Origin of the sequence: Dokdonella fugitiva, from assembly GCF_014138265.1 — a bacterium.
Taxonomy (GTDB): domain Bacteria; phylum Pseudomonadota; class Gammaproteobacteria; order Xanthomonadales; family Rhodanobacteraceae; genus Dokdonella_A; species Dokdonella_A fugitiva_A.
In genome coordinates, this window is sequence record NZ_JACGXL010000002.1 from 874,845 (window position 1) to 895,476 (window position 20,632).

Annotated in this window: 18 protein-coding genes and 1 other RNA gene; 5 read left to right on the forward strand and 14 right to left on the reverse strand. The window is 70.2% G+C overall.

The window, feature by feature from the left end:
- Positions 1-41: 41 nt before the first annotated feature.
- The 5 genes from FHW12_RS09965 to FHW12_RS09985 form a co-directional block, all read right to left on the reverse strand.
- On the reverse strand, positions 42-662 hold the full coding sequence (locus FHW12_RS09965) for a 5-formyltetrahydrofolate cyclo-ligase (RefSeq protein WP_182530837.1): 621 nt from the start codon (positions 660-662) through the stop codon (positions 42-44).
- 274 nt (positions 663-936) lie between these two features.
- Positions 937-1,124: non-coding RNA, 6S RNA (gene ssrS / locus FHW12_RS09970), on the reverse strand.
- 8 nt (positions 1,125-1,132) lie between these two features.
- Complete coding sequence (locus FHW12_RS09975) at positions 1,133-1,438, reverse strand: cell division protein ZapA (RefSeq protein WP_182530838.1); 306 nt, start codon at positions 1,436-1,438, stop codon at positions 1,133-1,135.
- Positions 1,435-1,653, reverse strand: a complete 219-nt coding sequence (locus FHW12_RS09980) for a TIGR02449 family protein (RefSeq protein ID WP_182530839.1) — start codon at positions 1,651-1,653, stop codon at positions 1,435-1,437. Before FHW12_RS09980 ends, FHW12_RS09975 begins: the two co-directional genes overlap by 4 nt.
- An 87-nt stretch (positions 1,654-1,740) precedes the next feature.
- On the reverse strand, positions 1,741-6,309 hold the full coding sequence (locus FHW12_RS09985; protein ID WP_182530840.1) for an EAL domain-containing protein: 4,569 nt from the start codon (positions 6,307-6,309) through the stop codon (positions 1,741-1,743).
- Positions 6,310-6,518: 209 nt separating this feature from the next.
- Here FHW12_RS09985 and FHW12_RS09990 point away from each other — a divergent pair, with 209 nt between their 5' ends.
- The 5 genes from FHW12_RS09990 to FHW12_RS10010 all read left to right on the forward strand — a co-directional run bounded on the left by FHW12_RS09990 (position 6,519) and on the right by FHW12_RS10010 (position 11,434).
- Entirely contained in the window at positions 6,519-7,067 is a 549-nt protein-coding gene (locus FHW12_RS09990; protein ID WP_182530841.1) for a UPF0149 family protein, read from the forward strand.
- Positions 7,068-7,147: 80 nt separating this feature from the next.
- On the forward strand, positions 7,148-8,461 hold the full coding sequence (gene pepP, locus FHW12_RS09995) for a Xaa-Pro aminopeptidase (RefSeq protein ID WP_182530842.1): 1,314 nt from the start codon (positions 7,148-7,150) through the stop codon (positions 8,459-8,461).
- Positions 8,458-9,843, forward strand: a complete 1,386-nt coding sequence (locus FHW12_RS10000) for an AcvB/VirJ family lysyl-phosphatidylglycerol hydrolase (protein WP_182530843.1) — start codon at positions 8,458-8,460, stop codon at positions 9,841-9,843. The genes pepP and FHW12_RS10000 overlap by 4 nt, the downstream gene beginning before the upstream one ends.
- A gap of 34 nt (positions 9,844-9,877) precedes the next feature.
- Complete coding sequence (locus FHW12_RS10005; protein WP_182530844.1) at positions 9,878-10,405, forward strand: hypothetical protein; 528 nt, start codon at positions 9,878-9,880, stop codon at positions 10,403-10,405.
- A gap of 9 nt (positions 10,406-10,414) precedes the next feature.
- A complete protein-coding gene (locus FHW12_RS10010) occupies positions 10,415-11,434 on the forward strand; it encodes a DUF2167 domain-containing protein (RefSeq protein WP_182530845.1) in 1,020 nt (339 codons plus the stop codon).
- 11 nt (positions 11,435-11,445) lie between these two features.
- On the opposite strand, the gene mprF is transcribed toward FHW12_RS10010, so the two are convergent.
- The 9 genes from mprF to FHW12_RS10055 all read right to left on the reverse strand — a co-directional run bounded on the left by mprF (position 11,446) and on the right by FHW12_RS10055 (position 20,538).
- Positions 11,446-14,070 (reverse strand): bifunctional lysylphosphatidylglycerol flippase/synthetase MprF, encoded by a 2,625-nt coding sequence (mprF, locus tag FHW12_RS10015; protein WP_182530846.1) that lies wholly within the window; start codon positions 14,068-14,070, stop codon positions 11,446-11,448.
- Positions 14,071-14,158: 88 nt separating this feature from the next.
- The gene (locus tag FHW12_RS10020) at positions 14,159-14,995 is read right to left on the reverse strand and encodes an AcvB/VirJ family lysyl-phosphatidylglycerol hydrolase (RefSeq protein WP_182530847.1); all 837 of its coding nucleotides are present in this window, start codon (positions 14,993-14,995) and stop codon (positions 14,159-14,161) included.
- 62 nt (positions 14,996-15,057) lie between these two features.
- Complete coding sequence (cydX, locus tag FHW12_RS10025) at positions 15,058-15,189, reverse strand: cytochrome bd-I oxidase subunit CydX (protein WP_182530848.1); 132 nt, start codon at positions 15,187-15,189, stop codon at positions 15,058-15,060.
- Between the two features lie 32 nt (positions 15,190-15,221).
- Positions 15,222-16,355, reverse strand: a complete 1,134-nt coding sequence (gene cydB / locus FHW12_RS10030; protein ID WP_182530849.1) for a cytochrome d ubiquinol oxidase subunit II — start codon at positions 16,353-16,355, stop codon at positions 15,222-15,224.
- Positions 16,356-16,377: 22 nt separating this feature from the next.
- Positions 16,378-17,925 carry a cytochrome ubiquinol oxidase subunit I gene (locus FHW12_RS10035; RefSeq protein ID WP_182530850.1) on the reverse strand — a complete coding sequence of 516 codons (1,548 nt, stop codon included), beginning with the start codon at positions 17,923-17,925 and terminating at the stop codon, positions 16,378-16,380.
- Positions 17,915-18,133 (reverse strand): cytochrome oxidase putative small subunit CydP, encoded by a 219-nt coding sequence (gene cydP / locus FHW12_RS10040; RefSeq protein WP_182530851.1) that lies wholly within the window; start codon positions 18,131-18,133, stop codon positions 17,915-17,917. Before cydP ends, FHW12_RS10035 begins: the two co-directional genes overlap by 11 nt.
- Positions 18,134-18,201: 68 nt before the next feature.
- A complete protein-coding gene (locus FHW12_RS10045; protein WP_182530852.1) occupies positions 18,202-18,561 on the reverse strand; it encodes an MmcQ/YjbR family DNA-binding protein in 360 nt (119 codons plus the stop codon).
- Between the two features lie 44 nt (positions 18,562-18,605).
- Complete coding sequence (gene pepQ / locus FHW12_RS10050) at positions 18,606-19,940, reverse strand: Xaa-Pro dipeptidase (RefSeq protein WP_182530853.1); 1,335 nt, start codon at positions 19,938-19,940, stop codon at positions 18,606-18,608.
- A 76-nt stretch (positions 19,941-20,016) separates the two neighbouring features.
- Complete coding sequence (locus FHW12_RS10055) at positions 20,017-20,538, reverse strand: DUF3016 domain-containing protein (protein ID WP_182530854.1); 522 nt, start codon at positions 20,536-20,538, stop codon at positions 20,017-20,019.
- Positions 20,539-20,632: the final 94 nt, after the last annotated feature.

Sequence of the window (20,632 nt, forward strand, 5' to 3'; positions counted from 1 at the left end):
TCCGCGAGCGTCCGCGCGGCGCGGACCCGCGTGCCCGGTGCCTACAGACTCGCGACCGGCGCGGTGAAATCGAGCAACTCGCGCTCGGTCGCGACGTAGTCGAGGCGCACGTCCCACGGCTGCGCGTCGAGCGCGTCGATTTCCTGCAACGCGTAGCCGACGCCGACGAGCACGGGCTTGCCGACGTCGGCGCGCCCGGCGAGGAAGGCGAAGCTGCGGTCGTACCAGCCGCCGCCGAAGCCGAGGCGGTGGCCTTTGCGGTCGAAGCCGAGCAGCGGTACGAGGACCACGTCGATGTCGGCCGGGGCGAGCAGGTCCGCCGCTGCGCAGGCGGGTTCGGGGATGCCGAAGCGATTGGTTTCGACCGCGGTGCCCGGGCGCCACGGCGCGAAGCGCAGCAGGCGATCCGCGCCGATGACGGGCAGGAAGTACTGCTGGTCGCGCGCGCGCAGCCCGCCCATCAGTGCGGCGAGCGGCAGTTCGCCGTCGACGGCCCAGTAGCCGCCGATGCGTCGATCGGTCATGAACTCCGGCACCTGCTCGAGCTGCGCGACGACCGCCTGCGCCGCCGCGATCCGTTCCACGGCAGGCAGCGCTGCACGCCGCTCGCGAAGCGCCTTCCTGAGTGCCGCGCGGTCGACGGGCGTGGAGGAATCGCTCATGTCATCGGTCCTGCGAACGCTGCATCACATTACGCGGACACACGACGCGACGAATCAAATGGATGCCCGCTTGCGCGGGCATGACGCCACGAGGTGTTCCGGCCAGTGCAGCCACGCATCAGGCCGCGTCGCATGGACGATGCCGTATCGATCCGCAAAAGGGCTCCATCTGAAAAGTGCGGCCATGGAAGGCCGCTCTGGACTCGACCGTAACGCGCTCATGCACTGCACGAACCCGTCATCAAGCCGCTTTCAAGGACGAAAGCAAAAGTAGATGCCCTCCGCATGTGCCGGTGCGCATCGAACGACCTTGATCCCGGGGATCAGGTGGGAAGGCTGACGGAACCATAAGGCTTTCCGCTCGTGGCGGACATGCACACCGGTTGTCGTCTCGCCGTCCCGGGGTCGTCTATAGGAACAAGGCAATATGTAAGAGTGCGCTGCCGGGCACTGCAGAGGACACCTGGGGCCTATTGTAGTGAGGCCGGCAACAGGCGTTCAAGCTTCAAGTTGATCGCTTGCAGTTTCTCTGCCAGCTGGCGCGAATCGCTCGACTCGCGCGCGCGCGCGTCGAGCAGCTCGTGGCAGATGTTCAGCGCGGCGAGAATCGCGATGCGGTCGAGCCCCGCGGTGCGCGCGCTGTTGCGCATCTCGCGCATCTTCTCGTCGAGATAGCGTGCCGCGGCGATCAGGCCGGGACGTTCGTCCGGCGTGCAGGCGACGTGGAATTCGCGGTCGAGGATGTGGACGGTGACCGGTTCGCCGGGACCATTCATGCCTGGTTCTGCTCCAGCGACTTGAGCCGCATGATCATCGCCTCGACGCGCGATCGCGCCTGCTCGTTGCGCGCGATCAGTTGCGCCCGCTCGGTGGCGAGCTGCTCCTGGCTGTTGCGCAGGCTGCGATTCTCTTCCTGCAACGAGCGACACAGGTCGAGCAGACGGTCGACCCGTTCGCTGATCGCCAGCAGGCTTTGCTCGTGCGCGGACATGCGACCGAATATAGCGGGAATCCGTGGCAGGGAACAGCGAGCCGCTGCGCGGATTCCCGGGCCGGTCGACCCGGCCCGCGGCGGTGCTCAACCGCGCTCGCCGAGCGCGGTCCGGCGCCGCTGCGCGCGCTCGCGCAGGAACGCCAGGCACTGGTCGGCCGGCAGCGGGTAGGACAGCCAGTGGCCCTGCACCTCGTCGCAGTCCTGTTCGCGCAGGTAGTCGACCTGCTCGACCCGTTCGACGCCCTCGGCGACGACGTTGAGGCCGAGCGAATGCGCCATCGCGATCACCGTCGCGGTGATCGCCTCGTCGTCCGGGTCGGTCGTGATGTCGCCGACGAACTCCTTGTCGATCTTCAGCGCGTCGATCGGCAGGCGCTTGAGGTAGCTCAGCGACGAGTAGCCGGTCCCGAAGTCGTCGATCGCCAGGTTGACGCCGATCGCCTTGAGCCGGCGCAGGGTGGTGATCGACTGCTCGGCGTTCGCCATGACCATGCTCTCGGTGAGCTCGAGCTCGAGCTGGTTCGGCGCGATGTCGTGCTCGGCGAGCACGTCGCACAGGCGCCGGATCAGGTCGCCGCGCAGGAGCTGCGCGACCGAGATGTTGATCGACATCGTGATGTCGTGCAGGCCGGCGTCGCGCCACTGCGCGAGCTGCGCGCACGCGTGCTCGACCACCCAGTCGCCGATCTCGATGATCATCCCGGTTTCCTCGGCGATCGGGATGAACACGCCCGGCGAGACGTCGCCGAGGTCGCCGCTGCGCCAGCGCAGCAACGCCTCGACGCCGGTGATGCGGTCGTCGAGCAGCGACAGTTTGGGCTGGTAGTGCAGGCTCAGTTCGTTCCGTTCGAGCGCCTTGCGCAGCGCGGCCACCGTGGTCGCGCGCAGGCGCGCGGCCGCGTCCATCGCCTCGGTGTAGACCATCCACGTCTTGCGGCCGTGTTCCTTGGCCTGGTACATCGCGGTGTCGGCGAACTTGAGCAGGTCGCTCGCCGCCTGACCGTGGTCCGGGTGCAGGCTGATGCCGATCGACGGCGAGATCACCACTTCCTGGCCGTTGTCGAGTTCGAGCGGCTGCTCGAACGCGGCGATGATCTTCGCCGCGACGTGCTCGGCCTCGGTGCTGCTGCCGATATCCTCGATCACGACCGTGAACTCGTCGCCGCCGACGCGCGCGACCGAGTCGCCCTCGCGCACGACGTGGCGCAGGCGCGCGCCCGCCGCCTTCAGCATGCTGTCGCCGGCGGCGTGGCCCATCGAGTCGTTGACATGCTTGAAGCGGTCGAGGTCGAGGAACAGCACCGCGACCTTGCGCCCGTTGCGGCGCGCGCGCGCGATCGCGTGCGCGATGCGCTCGCTGAGCAGGGTGCGGTTCGGCAACCCGGTCAGCGCGTCGTAGTTGGCGAGGTAGCGCAGCTCCTGTTCGGCGCGCTTGCGGTCGGTGATGTCGGACGTGACGCTGACGAAATGCGTGCGCTTGCCGTTGGCGTCGCAGATCTCTGAGATCTCGACCCAGCTGAGGAACTCCTCGCCGGTCTTGCGCCGCTGCCACAGCTCGCCGCGCCAGTGGCCGTCGCGGTTCAGCACTTCGCGCAATTCGAGGTACTGCTCGACCGGGTGGCGCGCACAGTTGAGGATCGCCGCCGAGCGGCCGGCGATCTCGTCGACGCGCCAGCCGGTGATGCGCGTGAACGCGGGGTTGATCGTCATGAAGCGGAATTCGAGGTCGGTCACCGCGACCGCCTCGCCCATGCTGCGGATCACCTCGTGCGCGACGCGGCGCTCGTGTTCGGCGGCGCGCTCGGCGGTCACGTCGCGCGCGGTGCCGCACATGCGCAGCGGCTGGCCGTCGCTGTCGCGTTCGACGATCTTGCCGCGCGTGAGCGACCAGGTCCATTCGCCCTTCGGGTTGCGCACGCGATGCTCGGACTCGAACGTGTCGGTGCTGCGGTTGATGTGCTGGTCGAGGCGCCGCTCCACCGCGGGCAGGTCGTCCGGGTGCGCGTGTTCGCGGAACCATTCGCGGGTGAGCGCGACCGGCTTGCGCGAGACGCCATTGAACAGGTCGCCGGAGCCGGTCACGACGATCGTGCCGCTCGCCATGTTCCAGTCCCAGAAGTCGTCGCCGGAACCCCACAGCGCGAGGCGCAGACGATCCTCGCGCTCGCGCAGGTCGCGGTGGTGCGAGCGCTCCTCGCGCCGCCGCAGGCGCTGCGCGCGCCACGCCACGAGCGCGACCAGTGCCGCGCCGAGCAGGTAGAACGTGCGCGCGGCGAGGCTGTCCCACCACGGCGGCGTCACGCGCAGCTCGGCGCGGGCGACGCGGTCGCTCCAGTAGCCGTCGCGGTTGCTCGCGCGCACCTTGAACGTGTAGCGGCCGGCATCGAGGTTGGTGTAGGTGGCGTCGTGGCGCGTGCCGGCGTCGACCCAGTGCTCGTCGAAGCCTTCGAGCTGGTAGGCGAAGCGGTTGCGGTCGGGCGCTGCGTAGTCCAGCGCGGCGAACTCGAATCGCACGACGCGCTCGGCCACGGCCATCGTCAGCACGCCGCTTTCGCTCTGCGCGGGCGTGCCCTGCGAGCCGACGCGCACCGCGGTGAACACGACCGGCGCCGCGTAGCGGCTGCCGACGATCGTCTGCGGCGCGAACAGGTTGAGGCCGTTGACGCCGCCGAACGCGATCTCGCCGTCGGCGAGCGTCGCCGCGGCGCCGCCGTTGAACTCCATGCCCTGCAGGCCGTCGGCGAGCGTGAAACCGCGGAACGTGCCGCTCTGCGGATCGAACGACGCGATGCCGTGGTTCGTGCTCAGCCACAGACGCGCGAGGCGGTCGTCGCGGATCGCGTACACGGTCGCGCCGGGCAGGCCGTCGCGCGACTGCCAGCGCGAGAAGCGCGCGCGTTCGCCGTCGAGCGCGTCGAGCCGGTTGAGACCGGCCTGCGTGCCGACCCACAGGTGCCCGTCCGCGCTCTCGTGGATCGAGCGGATGAGATTCGCCGACAGCGAATGCGCGTCGCGCGCATCGCTGCGGAAGACGCGCACGCTGCGCGCGTTCGCGTCGACGAGGTTGAGGCCGTTGATGTTGCCGGACCAGATGCGGCCTTCGTGGTCCTGGTACAGCGCGAGCACGCGATCGTCGCTGAGCCCGCCGATCGCACCGCCGTTCGCCTCGCGCTGGTAGCTTGTCCAGCGGTCCTCACGCGGCTCGTAGCGGGCGATGCCGGCGCGCGTGGTGCCGAACCAGAGGCTGCCGTCCGTCGCTTCAAGCAGGCTGCGCACGTTCGCGTCGGCGAGGCCGTGCGCACCGCTCGCATCCTGCGGCAGGAACGAGAGCGAGCGGTGGGTCGGGTCGAACAGGCCGGCGCCGTGGTCGGTGGCGACCCACAGTCGGCCGTGGTCGGCCTGCGCGAAGGCGTAGACGACGATGTCGCCGATGCGCAGGTCGCCCTTGATGCCGTGCAGGGCGATGTCGTCGTAATACTCGAAGCGATTGTCGCTGCGCTGGTAGCGCTTGAGGCCGTCCTTCGCGCCGATCCACAGGGTGCCGGCGTCGTCCTCGAACACCGCGCGCACGTAGTTGGTCGCGGTCTGCGGCCGCTGCGGATCGCGGTCGGCGATGTAGCGGAACGGCGTGCCCTCGGGGTCGACCTTGCTGATGCCGCGTTCATGCGTGCCCAGCCAGAGCAGGCCGGAGCGATCGAAGCGCATGCTCGTGACGATCGCGTCCGGCAGGCTGCCCGGCGTGTTCGGATCCGGCCGCAACCATTGCGTGTCGCCGTGCACCGGGTCGAACAGCGCGACCCCGGCGTTCTGCACGCCGAGCCAGAGGCGATGGCGCGCGTCCTCGACCATCGCGCTGATCAGTTGCTCGCCGCTGTCGGGCCAGATGCGCTGCGCGGCGCCCTGCGCGTCGATCACGTAGAGCCCGTCGCCGGTGCCGACCTGCAGGCGCCCGTCGAACCGCGTGAGCAACGCGCGCGCGTCGCCGATCGTCTGTGCGGCGACGCGTTGCGGCACGTCGTCGCCGGCGGCGAGCCGCAGCAGGCCGATCGACGTCGCCGTCCACAACGTGCCCGCCTCGTCGACGTGGAATTGGCGCACGAGCACGCCGCGGGTGTCGGGCGACTCGATCGTCCAGCGTCGTTGAACCCGCCCCGTGCGCGCGTCGAGCAGCACGATGCCCTGGTCGCAACCGACCCAGAGGCCGCGACGTGCGTCGGCGAGCACCGTGTGCACGTTGGCGACGTCGCCGAGGTCGGCCCGCTCGAAGCCGTTCGTGTGCGGCGCATGCCGCACGAGTCCCGAGCCGAGCGTGCCGATCCACAACGTGCCGTCGCCGTCCTCGGCGAGCGAGGAGATCGGCCCCTCGGGCAGGCTCGCGGGATCGTCGCCCGAATGCGCGAAGGTCGTGAACGCGTAGCCGTCGTACTGCTGCAGGCCGCTGTCGGTGCCGACCCACAGGAAGCCGTCACGATCCTGCAGGAACGAGCTGACCGTGTTCTGCGCGAGGCCTTGCTCGGTGCTGATGGTCTGGAAGTAGAAGTCGCGCCGCAATGCGTCCGCGCCGGCCTGTGCGGGCGCCGCCAGCAGACAACCCAGCGCAAGCAGCCCGCTGCACCAGCGGCGAAGCGGGCGCGATCGGACCGATGACGACATGGGTCTCGGACGGGGCACTGGCGATGACGGGATTGGGCTGCCGGCAGTGTAGGCAAACGCCGCGGCCGGTTCCATTCGCCGGGCCCGGCGAATGGTCATGGCGATCGGTCGGACGCCGGGGCCCGGGGCCGCGGCGGGGCACGGGACGCAGGCCAGGCCTGCGCCGGTGGCCTGCTAGACTGCGGCCCCTCCCGCGACTAAGACCGTTGATGAGCGCATCTGCCCGCCATGAGGAACTCGCCGGCGTGCTCGCCACGTTGCGCCTCGGCGTGAATCCGAGCGACCTGCACGGCTCGCTCACGGGCTACTTGTGTGCCGGCGGCGTCGCCGGCGAGGACGACTGGCTCGACCGCCTCGAGATCGCTCCCGGCGACGCCGGCGCGGTCCGCCACGAGGCGCTGCGGGCGTTGCTCGCGGCGGCGCTCGCGCAGTTCGGGCAGGAACCCGCGCGCGTCGCGCCCCTGCTGCCGGAGCGCAGTGCGCCGCTGGCGCAGCGTGCCGACGCGCTGGTGGAATGGTGTCGCGGCTTCCTCGGCGGCTTCGGCCTGGTCGGCACGACGTTGCGCGTGCAGCTGTCCGACGACGCCACCGAGATCCTCTCCGACCTCGGCACGATCGCGAGTTCGCGCCTGGAGATCGACGGCGGCAAGGAAGACGAGCAGGCGTTCGCCGACGTGCTCGATTTCGTACGCACGGCGACCGCGGTGCTGCACCGCGAAGTCGACGCGGGGCGGCGCACCGCTCGCTCGTTGCATTGACCCTCGCCCGTGCGGGCGTTGGGTATCGCGCGCGAATCGCGGATACTACGCACGACCCCGCTCCCGCGCGCGCAGCACCGATGATCGAACCCAGGGAATACGCGCGCCGGCGCAAGCAGCTGATGCGCATGGCCGGTCCCGATGCGATCGTGATCGTCGCCGCCGCCCCGGAACGCCTGCGCAACAACGACGCGCACTACCCCTACCGGCAGGACAGCGACTTCCACTACCTGACCGGCTTCCCGGAACCGGATGCGGTGCTCGCACTCGTGCCCGGGCGCGATCCGAGCGAGACGATCCTGTTCTGCCGCGAGCGCGATGCCGAGCGCGAGCGCTGGGACGGCCCGCGCGCGGGCACCGATGGTGCCGTGGCGACCTGGGGCCTCGACGACGCGTTCCCGATCGACGACATCGACGACATCCTGCCCGGCCTCATCGAGGGGCGCACGCGCGTCTACTATCACTTCGGCCGCGACACCGAGTTCGACCTCAAGATCATCGGTTGGGTCAACCGCGTGCGCGCGCAGGTGCGCCTCGGCGCGAAGCCGCCGCACGAGTTCGTGGCGCTGTCGCACCTGCTGCACGACCTGCGCCTGTACAAGTCGCGCGCCGAACTGCGCCTGATGCGCCGCTCCGCGCAGATCGCCGCCGAGGCGCACCTGCGCGCGATGCGGGCGACCCGGCCCGGCCTCAACGAGCACGAAGTCGAGGCCGAACTGCTGCACGCGTTCCGCAAGCACGGCGCGGTGCCGAGCTACGAACCGATCGTCGGCGGTGGCGCCAACGGCTGCGTGCTGCACTACCGCGCCAACAACGCCGAACTGCGCGACGGCGACCTGCTGCTCGTCGACGCCGGCGCGGAATACCAGTGCTACGCGTCGGACATCACGCGCACCTGGCCCGTCAACGGGCGCTTTTCGCCCGAGCAGCGTGCCCTCTACGACATCGTGCTCGCCGCCCAGCTCGACGCGATCGACGAGGTGCGCGCAGGCCGCTCGTTCGATGCCTACCACGAGGCGGCCGTGCGCACGATCACGCGCGGCCTGTGCCGGCTCGGCCTGCTCGCGGGCAGCGTCGAGAAGAACCTGCGCGAGCACGCCTACCGCAAGTTCTACATGCACAAGACCGGGCATTGGCTCGGACTCGACGTGCACGACGTCGGCGACTACCGCATCGACGGCGAGTTCCGCGTGCTCGAGCCGGGGATGGTCGTCACGGTCGAGCCCGGCCTCTACGTCGCGCCCGATGCGAAAGGCGTGCCGGCGAAGTTCCGTGGCATCGGCATTCGCATCGAGGACGACGTCCTGGTCACCGGCGGTGATCCCGACGTGATGTCGGCCGGTGTGCCCAAGCAAGCCGACGAGATCGAAGCCTTGATGGCGGAGCGGCGATGAGCGTGTTGTCCCTGGTGTTCGCCGGCTGGGCGGCGCTCGCCGCGAACGGGCGCGAGACGATCGACTACGGCCTGTTCGGCTCGCTGCACCTGAGCCGGCCCGCGGGCGAAATCGCGCACACGGTGCTGCTGTTCTCCGATCGCGACGGCTGGACCGCGCGCCAGCAGGTGCTCGGCGACGCGCTGGCCGGGCAGGGCGCATTCGTCATCGGCATCGACCTGCCTGCGTACCTCGCGCGCATGGAAGCGATCAAGGACAAGTGCTCCTACCCGGCCGGCCACGTCGAAGAAGCCGCGCACTGGGTCGAGCGCAACGCGGGCGTCGCGAACTACTCGGTGCCGCTCGTCGTCGGCGACGGTGCCGGCGCGACGTTCGCGTACGCGCTCGCCGCGCAGGCGCCGGCCGGCACGTTCGAGGGATTGCTCACGCTCGGCTGGGATGCAGCGCTGCGTTTCCCGAAGGCGTTCTGCGCCGGCGACGCCGGCGCGACCACGCTCGCGACCGCGGCCGGCGACTGGCAGGTGCAACCGGTGAAGACCCTGCCGCTGCCCTGGTCGGCGCACCCGTTCGCCGCCGGTGCGCGCCTCGATGCCGGCAACGTGCCGCTCGCCGTTGCCTGGCGCTGGTTCGCCGCGCTCGCGCCGTCGCTCGCCGCGGGCGACCCCGCGCGCGAGGTCGCCGCATCGTGGCGGCGCTGGCGCCGCGCCGAGGACGCGCAGCGCACCGCATTGCCCGACGACGTCGCCGACCTGCCGATCACCGAGATCGCGCCGACCGCGGCGGCGAAGAACCCGGCGAATGCCCATCGCGTCGCGATCATCGTGACCGGCGACGGCGGCTGGGCCGGCCTCGATCGCGGCGTCGCCGACGCGCTGACCGCGGACGGCGTGCGCGTGATCGGCTTCTCCACGCTCAAGTTCTTCTGGCACAAGCAGACGCCCGAGGCCGCCGCCGCGGCGATCGCGCGCGTGATCGCGCACTACGGCGCCGCGGACGCCGACGCGCGCTTCGTCGTCATCGGCTATTCGTTCGGCGCGAGCCTCGTGCCGGTCATCGTCAACCGCCTGCCCGAGGCGGCGCGCGCGCGCGTGCAGGGCGGCGTGATGATTTCGCCCGACGACGAAGCGGTGTTCGAGATCCACGTCGGCGACTGGTTCGGCTCGACCCACCACGACGAGGCGTTGCCGATCGGCCCCGAACTCGCGCAGGCGCGCGTCCCGCTCGTCTGCGTGCACGGCAACGACGAGGACGACAGCGTCTGCCTCAAGCCGCTGCCCGCCGGTGTGCGCGCGGTCGGCCTGCCGGGCGGTCATCACTACGACGGCGACTACGCGGCGCTCGGCGCCGCGATCGTCGCGAACCTGCCCGCCGCGGCGCGCTGAGGGCGCCGCTGGAGCGGATCGGCCGGCATCGTCTATGCTTTCCCGCGCCTGCAGTCGACGACGCCACGGATCGACGCATACAGCTCGAGGGGGAGCCATGGGCGGGTGGGATGGAAAACGCGCGGTCTTCGCCGTCGCGCTGGCGCTTGCGGCCGGCGATGCATGGGCGCAGACGCTCGAGCAAGACGAAGCGCGCATCGAGGAACTGATGGCCGCCGGAGCCGGCGCATCGCCGCAGCAGGCCGCATCGGCCGCTGCGGCCGCGCCCACCTACGACGACTCGGTCAAGGAGACGCCTGTCGTCGCCGCGGTCGTCGCGCCGGCGCCGAGCGCCAACGACGAATGGCTCGCCGCGTCGACGCAGGACGACAGCATTCCGTTCGCCGAATTGCGCTACCACGTCGGCCAGCGCGTCCTGATCACGACCTCGAACGAACGCGAGCACAACGGCATCGTCACGTCCGCCGATGCGCGGCAGGTCACGATGGAGATCCGTCGCAAGGGCGGCCTCGCGACGTACGTGCTCAAGAAAGAACAGATCCTGCGAATCGAACCCCGCTGAGGACGCCGCATGTTCACCGCGCTCTACCTGCTCGTGGTCATGCCGGTCGTCGCCGGGTTGCTGTACCTGCTCGCGACGGTACGCGTCTGGCGCTCCAACTCCATGCTGGCCGTGCTCATGCTGCTGTTCTGGCCGGTCGGCGTGTACGCGCTCGTGCGTTACTGGGGCGAGAAGGAGGAAGGCGTGCGCGGGCCGCTGCTCGCCGCGTTCGCGGTGTTCGGCATATGGGTCGGCTTCATCGCGTGGGGCGCGAGCCAGGTGCCGCCCGAAGCAACGATGGTCGCCGGGCAGGAGGACGAGTCCGCTCCTGTCGAGGACGAAGGCATCGGCGCGCAGGTGCGTCGGTCGGTCGCGCTCGCTAGCCTGCCGATGAGCAGCGGTCGCGTCGACATTCCGATCGCGAAAGCGTCGATCGACGTGCCCGCGCATTTCCGCTTCATCGATCGCGACGCGTTGCAGCGTGCGTTCGGCGGCACCGACGACGCGCCGGGGCCGCAGACGGTCGGCTGGCTCGTGCACGAACGCGTCGACCTCGCCGCGAAGGATGCATGGCACGTCGACGTCGACCATCTGGCCGACGGTTTCGTCAGCGACGAGTCGTTCGTCGGCCAGTCACGCGAGACGTTGCTGGCGGCGGGCCAGCGCGCGACCAAGGCGATGTCCGACCAGCAGGAGGCCGGCGAACCCGAGTTCAGCCTGGTCGACTACGTGGAAACGCCGCGGCTCGATCCGTCGCTGCACACGGCGGCGTGGGTCGAGGAGATCGCCTACGCGGGCAAGGGCGCGCACCATGCGCTCGATTGCTATTCGGTGCGCCTCGGCCGCGCCGGCGTGCTGATGTTTTCCGTGGTCGACACCGTGCCTTCGCGGCGCGAGCTGTGCCTGCGCAGCGTGCGCCTGCTCGCCGGGCGCAGCAGTTTCGAACCGGGACAGACCTACGCCGATCGCTCGCGCCTGCTCGACCGCAAGGCGAAGTACGACCTGGTGGCGCTGGTCACCGGAGCGTTCCTGCCGACGCAGGCGCGCTGAGGGCCGCGCCTTCAGCGGCCGCTGAGGAAACGGCGGTAGCCGCCGGCGACGAGCGCCGCGATGTCGATGAGCAGCCCGGGCACCCACAGGCCGCGTGGATAGGCGAGGTAGGAGCCGGTCCATTCGGGCTGGAACTTTTCCTTGTAGCGGCGCAGGCCCTGGTAGTTGTAGAAGCGGCCGCCGTACTGGAACGCGAGTGCCGCGAGGCGTTCGTTGATGCGCGCGTACGGGTTGTCGCCGACGTTCGACAGAGGCGCCATGCCGAGGCTGAAGGTCGCGTGGCCCTGATCCTTCGCCCACTGCATCACGCGCGCGAAAAGGTAATCCATCGTGCCGCGCGGCGCGTCGTCGGTGTGGCGCATGAGGTCCACGCTCGCGGTGCCGTTCGGCCCGTACGGCGGCAGCACGTTGGCGAACGCGATGAGTTCGCCGGAGCGGCGCACGAGCGCGAGCGGGCTCCAGGCGAAGTAGTCGGCATCGAAGCGGCCGAGCGAGAAGCTCTTCTCGTGCGCGCCCTTGTCGGCGAGCCAGGCTTCGGAGACGCGCTCGATCTCGCTCATGATGACGGTGTCGAACGGCGGCTCGACGATCTCGAACGTGAGCTGTTCCTTGACCGACCGGTTGACCGCCTGGCGCAAGTCTTCCCAGCGCTTGCCGGCGAGGGTGAATTCGTCGAGGCGGATCGTCGCGAGTTCGCCGAGCTTGAACAGGTCGAAGCCGAGGTCGTGGTAGAGCGACAGGTCCGGTTCGAGCACTTCGTAGAACACCGGCGCGCGATCCTGGGCGTCGGCGAACTGGCGGAAATCGAGGATCGCGCGCTTGATCGCGCCCTCGGGGCCGCACGGCGAACCGAGCGCGACGAGACGGTCGCGCACCGCGCCGTAGGCGACGACCGCGCGGTGGTCGCCCGACCAGAACAGGTGCTTGTCGCGCATGAACGAGAGGTGGGCGAACTCGCCGCCGCCGTGCTCGCGATACACCTCGCGCGCGCGCTCGAGCTCGGCGTGGTCGGGCAGCTTCAGCGACGGCCGGCGCACCGCGAACGACTGCCAGACGAGGTAGCCGCAGACGCCGAGCGCCGCCGCGAACAGGCCGCGCACGATGCGCGAGGAATGCTCGCCGAAGCCGAAGTACCAGAGGTCGAAGCTGTCGTCGCCGAGCATCATGCCGACGCCGACGACGAAGAAGGCGCAGACGACGACGATGAGGCCGGCGAGCCAGGTGAAGGTCGTCAGCGAGGTGAGGCTCATCGCGCGCTGGGTGAACTCGCGCTTGCGCAGGCGCAGCAGCGCGGCGATCGCGAGCAGGAACAGCGCCTCGCCGAAATGCAGGCCCTTGGTCACCGCGAGCAGCGCGGCGAAGATCAGCAGCGGCTGGGCCAGGTTGTAGGCGACGCGCAAGCGCCCGTCGATGCCGCGGCCGAGGCCGAGCAGCAGCACGCCCGTCAGTACCGACAGCCAGTAGGAGCCCTCGACCGCGGCGAGCGGCAGGTTCGCGCGCACGACCACGCTGTGCTCGTGCACCGCCGGGATCGCCGCCGACGCAAGCAGCAGCAGGCCGGCGCCGAACGTGAGCACGGCAAGCACGCGCATGCCGAAGCCGGCGAGCAGGTTCGCCGGCAGGCCGAGCAGGCCGAACAGCGGGTGCGTCTGCAGCCGGGCGGCTGCGCGCGCGATGCCCGGCAACTGGCCGACCAGCATGCCCGATCCTACGTAGAGCCCGGCGAGCAGCGGCAGCAGATAGTAGGCGATGCGGAACAGGAACAGCCCGGACAGCACCTGCGCGTTGTCGTAGCCGCCGCTCGACAGCGCGAGCAGCATGAGGCCGTCGAACACGCCGAAGCCGCCCGGGATCAGGCTGAGCAGGCCGAGCGTCTGCGCCGCGGCGAAACTGCCGAGCAGCGGCCCCGGTTTGACGTGCGCGCCGGAGATGTAGAGGCAGCCGTACAGCACGGCCGCGCTGAGCACCCAGTCGACGAACGACAGCGCGGAGAGCGCGAGCTTGAGGCGCAACGGCGGCAGTTCGCGGCCGGCCGGCAGCCAGCGCATGAGGCGCCGGCGCGTCGTCAGCACGAAGAACGCGGGCAGGTAGCACGCGGCCCCGGCGAGCACCGCGAGGGCGACCCAGTGCGTCGTCGCGCTCGGCGTGATCGGGCGCGAGCCGAGCGCGAGCGTGATGATGATGAGCACCGACAGGCCGAGCGGCAGCGACAGCACCTGCAGGCCGATCAATGCCGCGCCGCGCGCGAGCTCGACCTTGCGCGCGGCGAAGCCGAGCAGGCGCACGCCGGAACCGACCGCGCCGGACAAATTCAGGATGTTGGCGAGCGTGTTCGCGACGAACGCGAGGCGCAGCATCTCGCCGGTCGGGATCGGCAGGCCGAGCCAGCGCGCGATGAGCACGTCGACGAGGCCGGTGAACGCGACCGCGACGAGCGCGAGTACGGCGACGCCGAGCGCCGGCACCGTCGGCACGTCGAGCAGGGTGCGCTGGATTTCGGGCAGGTCGAACTCGTCGACGCCGCGCCAGACCAGCCAGCCGACGAGCGCGAGGAACGCGATCGGAACGAGCCAACGCAGGTACGCCGTCCAGCCGGGGCGGGCGGCAGGCGCGGTGGCGGTGTCGGCGGTGCTCATCGGCGCTCGCGTCGTCCTTGAAATCGCAGGACCGGATTCTAGCGGGTGTCGCGTGACGCGCAGGGTGGTGCGCCAGCGCCCGTCCGCTTCACGGTGCGTCGAGCAGGTCGTGCAGGCTCTGGCGGTACTGCGCGAGCCAGTTCTTCGGCACGCCGAAGCCGTGGCCCACCTTCGGCAGCATGACCGCCTCGGCGTCCTTCTGCCCGGCCGCGAACTCGCCGGCGAACTTCGGATCGCAGACCTGGTCGGCTTCGCCCTGCAGGATGCGCCAGCGCGTGGCGACCGTGTCGCGTTTGTCGAACACCCAGGTCGGCGGCTGCTGTTGCCAATGTGCGGTGAGGCCGCCGTCGCCAGGGCAGAACGGCTTGTGGATGAGCAGGTCCGGGCAGAAGCCGAGGCTGATGCCGCCACCGAAGCGCTTGCCGGCGTCGGCGGCGAGCGCGGTGTAGGCGACCGTCGCGCCCGACGAGTAGCCGACGATGACCGCGCGCGTCCTCGCCGGCAGCGCGAGCTCGCGCACGAGGCTGTCGGCGAGGCGCGCGAGCACGCCGTCGGCGTCGCTGCAGCTGGCGTCGCCCGCATCGAGCGCCTTGAGGTAGCGCGGCGTGCTGAAGCCGGCGACCCAGTAGCCGAGCGCGGCGGCTTCGTGCGCCATCTCGGTCACGCCGAGGTTCCAGCCGCCGTCGCCGGAGGCGAACAGCACGAGCCCGCGCGCATCGGTCTTCGGCCGGTACAGCGCGACTTCGCCGAAACCGGCGACGTCGATCCAGCGGTCGACCTCGGGATCCTTGACCGGCGCGGCCTTGTGGTGCGCCTTGGCGGCCGCGGCGCCCGCGGGCGCGCCGTTCTTCGCGGCGACCGGGTGGGCTGCGACACAGGCGGTGAACGACAGCAGGGATGCGAGCAGGCGGGCGGAACGGATCAAGGTGGCGCTACCTCGGCAAAGGTGGCGCACGCTAGCGGAAGCGGTCGGCGCTGTCCACGCGGTCAGCGTGGCGGCGTTTCCTCGTCGGCGCGGCGCGCGGCGGCCGCGTCGGCGGCGAGTTCGAACCACATCGCGTTGAGGATCGCGAACGCGAGGGCGAGGCCGAGGCCGAGGATCCAGCTGAAGTACCACATGGGCGAACCTCCGGTTTCGATAGGATCCGGTTTCAATACATGCCGTGCGTCTGCTTGACGTGCTCGAGCGAGACGCGCCCGCGCAGCACGCGATAGACCCAGCTCGTGTAGGCGAGCACGATCGGCAGCAGCAGCGCGGTCACGAGCAGCATGAGGCCGAGCGTCGTGCGGCTGCTCGATGCGTCCCACACGGTGAGGCTGCTGCGCGGGTCGAGGCTCGACGGCAGCAGGAACGGGAACAGCGCGAAGCCGGCCGAGAACACCGTCGCGAACACCGCGCACGCGCTCGCGAAGAATGCGCCGCGATGGCGTGCGCGCGCAGCGAGCAGCGCGGCGCCGAGCGCGGCCGCGATCGCCAGCGCGGCGGTGCCGCAGGCCCAGCCACCGAGCGCGCCGTCGCGCAGCCAGTTCACGCCGGTGACGACCGTCTTCATCAGCGGATTCGACGGCGCGGCGGCCTGCACCGGCGAGGAAATCGCGTAGCCGCCGACGCCGACGAACAGATAGGCGCCGGCGAGCACGTAGGTGGCGACGAACGCGACGGCGGCGAGACGCAGCATGCGCTCGGCGCGTCGCGCGATCACCGCTTCGGACTTGAGCGCAGCCCAGGCGGCGCCGTGCATGAGCAGCATCGCGACCGAGACGAGGCCGGCGAGCAGTGCGAACGGTCGCAGCAGGCCGAAGAAGCCGCCTTCGTAGCTCATGCGCAACGTGTCGTCGTAGCGGAACGGCACGCCGAGGAACAGGTTGCCGATCGCGACGCCGAAGATCAGCGCGGGCACGAGCCCCGACAGCGTGAGCAGCCAGTCCCACGCACCGCGCCAGCGCGGGTCGGCGATCTTGTTGCGGAAGCCGAAGCCGACCGGGCGCAGGATGAACGCGAGCAGCACGAGCAGGATCGCGAAGTAGAAGCCGGAGAACGACGCCGCGTAGAGCAGCGGCCACGCCGCGAACACCGCGCCGCCGCCGAGGATGAACCAGACCTGGTTTCCTTCCCACACCGGCTCGATCGTCTCGAGCAGCGCTCGTCGCTCGTCGTCGTCCCTGGCGAGCACGCGCAGCAGCGCGGCGACGCCGAGGTCGAAACCGTCCATGACCGCGAAGCCGGCGAGCAGCACGCCGAGCAGCAGCCACCAGATCACGCGCAGGGTTTCGTAGTCGATCATCGCGGACGCTCCGTCGCTTCCATCAATGCGAGGTGGCCGGCGGCCACATGCCGAGGCCGTCCGGACCCTTGCGCGCGTACTTGAGCATGAGCACGGCGTCGACGACGGCGAGCGCGCTGTAGAACAGCACGAAGCCGACCAGGCTCGTCGCGACCTGCGCCGCCGACACCGAGGAGACGCCGAGCGCGGTCGGCAGCACGCCTTCGATCGCCCACGGCTGGCGGCCGTACTCGGCGACGATCCAGCCGAGTTCGATCGCGAGCCACGGCAGCGGCAGGCTCCACAACGCCGCCTTGAGGTACCAGCGCCGGCGGTCGAGTTCGCGTCGCGCCGACAGCCAGAACGAATAGGCGAAGAGCGCGATGAACCACAGGCCGCAGCCGACCATGATGCGGAACGCCCAGAACAGCACGGGTACGTTCGGGATCGTGCTCGCCGCGGCCTTGCGGATGTCGTCGGGACCCGCCGTCGCCGGATCGGCCATGTTGCGCTTGAGCAGCAGCGCGTAGCCGAGGTCGCGCTTGTGCGCCTCGAACTCGGCGCGCGCGGCGGCGTCGTTGCGGTCGACGCGCAGGCGCTGCATCGCCGCGTACGCCTTCATGCCGTTCGTGATGCGCTTCTCGGCGTCGTCGACGAGTTCGCGGATGCCGGGCAGCACGCGGTCGAGCGAACGCGTGCCGATGATGCCCATGAGCCACGGGATGTGGATCGCGAAATGCGTCGTGCGCTCGGCCACGTCGGGGAAGCCGAACGCGGTGAACGCCGCCGGCGCGGGCTCGGTCTCCCACATCGCCTCGATCGCGGCGAGCTTCATCTTCTGGTGTTCGGTGACCGTGTAGCCCGACTCGTCGCCGAGCACGACCACGCTCAGCGCGGAAGCGAGGCCGAAGCTCGCCGCGACCGTCATCGAGCGCTTGGCGAAATCGACGTTGCGGCCCTTGAGCAGGTACCACGCGCTGATCGACAGCACGAACATCGCGCCGAGCACGTAGCCGGCGCTGACCGTGTGCACGAACTTCGACTGCGCGACCGGGTTGAAGATGACCGCGCCGAAGTCGGTGATCTCCATGCGCATCGTGTCGAGGTTGAACTCCGAGCCGACCGGGTTCTGCATCCACGCGTTGGCGATGAGGATCCACAGCGCCGACAGGTTCGTGCCGAGCGCGAGCAGGAAGGTCACGATCAGGTGCTTCACGCGCGAGAGGCGGTCCCAGCCGAAGAAGAACAGGCCGATGAACGTCGCCTCGAGGAAGAACGCCATCAGCCCCTCGATCGCGAGCGGCGTGCCGAAGATGTCGCCGACGTAGTGCGCGTAGTACGCCCAGTTGGTGCCGAACTGGAACTCCATCGTCACGCCGGTGGCGACGCCCATCGCGAAGTTGATGCCGAACAGCACGCCCCAGAACTGGGTCATGCGCTTCCATACCTCGCGCCCGGTCATCACGTAGACCGCCTCCATGATCGCGAGCATCCACGACAGGCCGAGCGTGAGCGGCACGAACAGGAAGTGGTACAGCGCGGTCAGCGCGAACTGCAGGCGCGACAGCGTGACGACGGTCTCATCGATCATCGGGAACCTCGCGGGCAGGGGCCAACAGATGGTCTGCGACGGCGGCGGGCTGCGTGTCCGCGCGCGGTTGCGGGCGGATGCAGAAGAACCAGATCAGCACGAGCGCGACGAGCTTGAGCACGACGATCGCGCCGAATTCGAAACCGAAGCGGCGGCCGCCGCGGCTGCGGAACCAGGACGCTTCGGCGGGGCGATGCGATTCGGTCACCGCATCAGGTTACGCCCGCGGGGCGGGCCTGTCTCGCGACAGGTTGCCGCATACGGACGACACGCGGCTCAGCGGGCGGTGAGCGCGGCCTGCTTCGCCTTCGGCAGCGAGGCGAGCGCGCGCCGGTACGACCAGTCGACGAGCTCGCGCAGGTACGCCGCGGGCACGCTGCGCACGTCGACGATCGTGACCCAGTGGAAGCGCGCCATGTAGCGCGCGGGCTTGATGCCCGGGATGCCCGTGAGTTCGAGGAAGCGCTCCGGCGTCGCACGGAAGCTGAAGCGCCACTTCTCCGGCTCGGACAGCTTGAAGTAGGCGAACTGCTTGCCGCCGATTTCGTAGAGCAGGATGTTGTACGGCGGATCGAGCGCGCGCGAGGTCGCGCCGGGGAAGCGCGCGCAGTAGGCCTTGAGTCCGCGCGTGTCCATGCCGGCGCGCCTCAGTCCGTGACCGCCGGCGAGGGCATCGCGCGTCAGCCGAGCGCCGCGAACGCGTCGCGCGTGAGGTTCTCCGGCTCGCCCTCGGTACAGGCGACGTCGTCCTCGATGCGGATGCCGCCGTACTTGCGGAACGCGTCGACGCGCGCCCAGTCGACGTCCTTCGCGGCCGGCTTGTTCTTCAGTTCGGCGAGCAGCATGTCGATGAAGTACAGGCCCGGCTCGATCGTGACGACCATGCCCGGCTCGAGCGCGCGCGTCATGCGCAGGTAGGGATGGCCGGGCGGGCGCGGCAGGGTGCCGCCGCGATCGCTCGCCTGGAAGCCGGCGACGTCGTGCACCTGCAGGCCGATCGGGTGGCCGAGGCCGTGCGGGAAGAACGTCGACGTGACGCCGCCGTCGAGCGCGGCCTCCGCGCTCATGCGCACGAAGCGGTGTTCCTTCAGGATGCCGCCGAGCACGAGGTGCGCGTGCACGTGCAGGTCGGGATAGCTCTGTCCCGCGCGCACCTTCGCGACGAAACCGCGCTGCGCGGTATCGACCGCGTCGACGAGGGCCTGGAACTCGCCTGCGTCCGCGGCCGCGTACGTGCGCGTGATGTCGCTCGCATAGCCGTGGAAGCTCGCGCCCGCGTCGATGAGGAACGAATGCGCGCGCGCAGGCGGCGCATGCGCGAGTTCCATGTAGTGCAGCACCGCGGCATGCTCGTTGAGCGCGATGATGTTGTTGTACGGCAGCTCGTTGTCGCCCTGGCGCGCGCTCGCGAGGTAGGCGACGTGGATGTCGAACTCCGATGCGCCGGCGCGGAATGCGCGCTCGGCGGCGCGATGCGCGCGCGCGCCGATCTTGCTCGCGACGCGCATCATCGCCAGCTCGTACGCACTCTTGTACGAGCGTTGCCAGTGCAGGTAGTCGAGCACGCCCTGCGGATTGTTCGGCGCGACGCCGTCGAGCGCGGCGGTCGCCTCGCCGACCACCGCGCAGCGCGCGATGTCGTTCGGCAGGTGCGCGCGCGCATCCGTCGCTTCGCGGATGATCACCACGTCGAAGTGCTCGACCCAGTAGCCGGCGGGTGCGTCCGGAACGACGTGCCAGTAGTCGTGCGGCTGCAGGTAGACGAGCTTCGGCCGGCGTCCGGGCGTGTACACGATCCACGAGCCGGGCGCCTTCGTCGCCGGCAGCCAGTGCTTGAAATGCGGGTTGACCGCGAACGGATACGGGCGGTCGTCGAGGAATTGCATGGCCGGCTGGCCGGCGGCGATCACCAGATGGTCGAAGCCCTCGCGCAGCAGCGCCTTGTCGGCGCGCGCCTGCAGCGTGGCGAGGTGCTCGGCGTAGAGCGGATGCAGGTCGGGATGCTGGGTGTCCATCGCGGGCTCCGGAACGGAACCCGCATTGTGCCGCCAACGCGCGGCCGCGTGTAGACGCGGCCGCGATCGTTCGGCGTCAGCCGCGCGCCGGCTTGAACTCCTTGCGCAGCCAGTCGTCGAGCATGCGCTTCTCGAAGCGCAGCGGGTCGCTGTCGTCGGGCGTGCTGCGCATGAGGAACGCGCTGTCGCGCAGCTTGCGCTCGCCCTCGGCGAGCACGCGACCGTCGGCGCCGGTCAGGGTGAAGCGCAGGTCGATGCGCGGCGGGTAGATGTCCTTGACGATGCGCACGTCGTTCCATTCCGGTCCGCGCCACGGCTCGACGCGTCCGGCACGGTCGACGTCGGTGAAGGTCACGTCGAGGCGTTCACCCGCGGGCAGCACGCGGTCGGCGCGCCGCTCGAGGTGCCTGGACAGCAGCGCGAGCCACTCCTCGGGGCGCATCTGGCGGATGCCCGGGTTGTCGCGCGAATCGGAAAACGCGTGCGGGTCGGTCCAGTCCACGCTCACGCGCGCGGTCGGTTCCGCCGCGCCCGCGAGCGTCGCGAACCACAGTGCGGCGAAGGTCACGGCGCCGCGTCCGGCAAGGCGATGGGTCATGTCGATCTCCACGTGTTTCGGATATTCCCATGACGTTGCTGTGCCCCGCGACGTCGCGTCGAGTATGCGCGCGGCGCGGTAAACGATTGAAAAC

Coding starts and splice junctions, on each gene's coding strand:
- FHW12_RS09965 (WP_182530837.1), bottom strand. CDS start 662: ATGAGCGATTCCTCCACGCCCGTCGACCGCGCGGCACTCAGGAAGGCG.
- FHW12_RS09975 (WP_182530838.1), bottom strand. CDS start 1,438: ATGAATGGTCCCGGCGAACCGGTCACCGTCCACATCCTCGACCGCGAA.
- FHW12_RS09980 (WP_182530839.1), bottom strand. CDS start 1,653: ATGTCCGCGCACGAGCAAAGCCTGCTGGCGATCAGCGAACGGGTCGAC.
- FHW12_RS09985 (WP_182530840.1), bottom strand. CDS start 6,309: ATGTCGTCATCGGTCCGATCGCGCCCGCTTCGCCGCTGGTGCAGCGGG.
- FHW12_RS09990 (WP_182530841.1), top strand. CDS start 6,519: ATGAGCGCATCTGCCCGCCATGAGGAACTCGCCGGCGTGCTCGCCACG.
- pepP (WP_182530842.1), top strand. CDS start 7,148: ATGATCGAACCCAGGGAATACGCGCGCCGGCGCAAGCAGCTGATGCGC.
- FHW12_RS10000 (WP_182530843.1), top strand. CDS start 8,458: ATGAGCGTGTTGTCCCTGGTGTTCGCCGGCTGGGCGGCGCTCGCCGCG.
- FHW12_RS10005 (WP_182530844.1), top strand. CDS start 9,878: ATGCTTTCCCGCGCCTGCAGTCGACGACGCCACGGATCGACGCATACA.
- FHW12_RS10010 (WP_182530845.1), top strand. CDS start 10,415: ATGTTCACCGCGCTCTACCTGCTCGTGGTCATGCCGGTCGTCGCCGGG.
- mprF (WP_182530846.1), bottom strand. CDS start 14,070: ATGAGCACCGCCGACACCGCCACCGCGCCTGCCGCCCGCCCCGGCTGG.
- cydX (WP_182530848.1), bottom strand. CDS start 15,189: ATGTGGTACTTCAGCTGGATCCTCGGCCTCGGCCTCGCCCTCGCGTTC.
- cydB (WP_182530849.1), bottom strand. CDS start 16,355: ATGATCGACTACGAAACCCTGCGCGTGATCTGGTGGCTGCTGCTCGGC.
- FHW12_RS10035 (WP_182530850.1), bottom strand. CDS start 17,925: ATGATCGATGAGACCGTCGTCACGCTGTCGCGCCTGCAGTTCGCGCTG.
- FHW12_RS10045 (WP_182530852.1), bottom strand. CDS start 18,561: ATGGACACGCGCGGACTCAAGGCCTACTGCGCGCGCTTCCCCGGCGCG.
- pepQ (WP_182530853.1), bottom strand. CDS start 19,940: ATGGACACCCAGCATCCCGACCTGCATCCGCTCTACGCCGAGCACCTC.
- FHW12_RS10055 (WP_182530854.1), bottom strand. CDS start 20,538: ATGACCCATCGCCTTGCCGGACGCGGCGCCGTGACCTTCGCCGCACTG.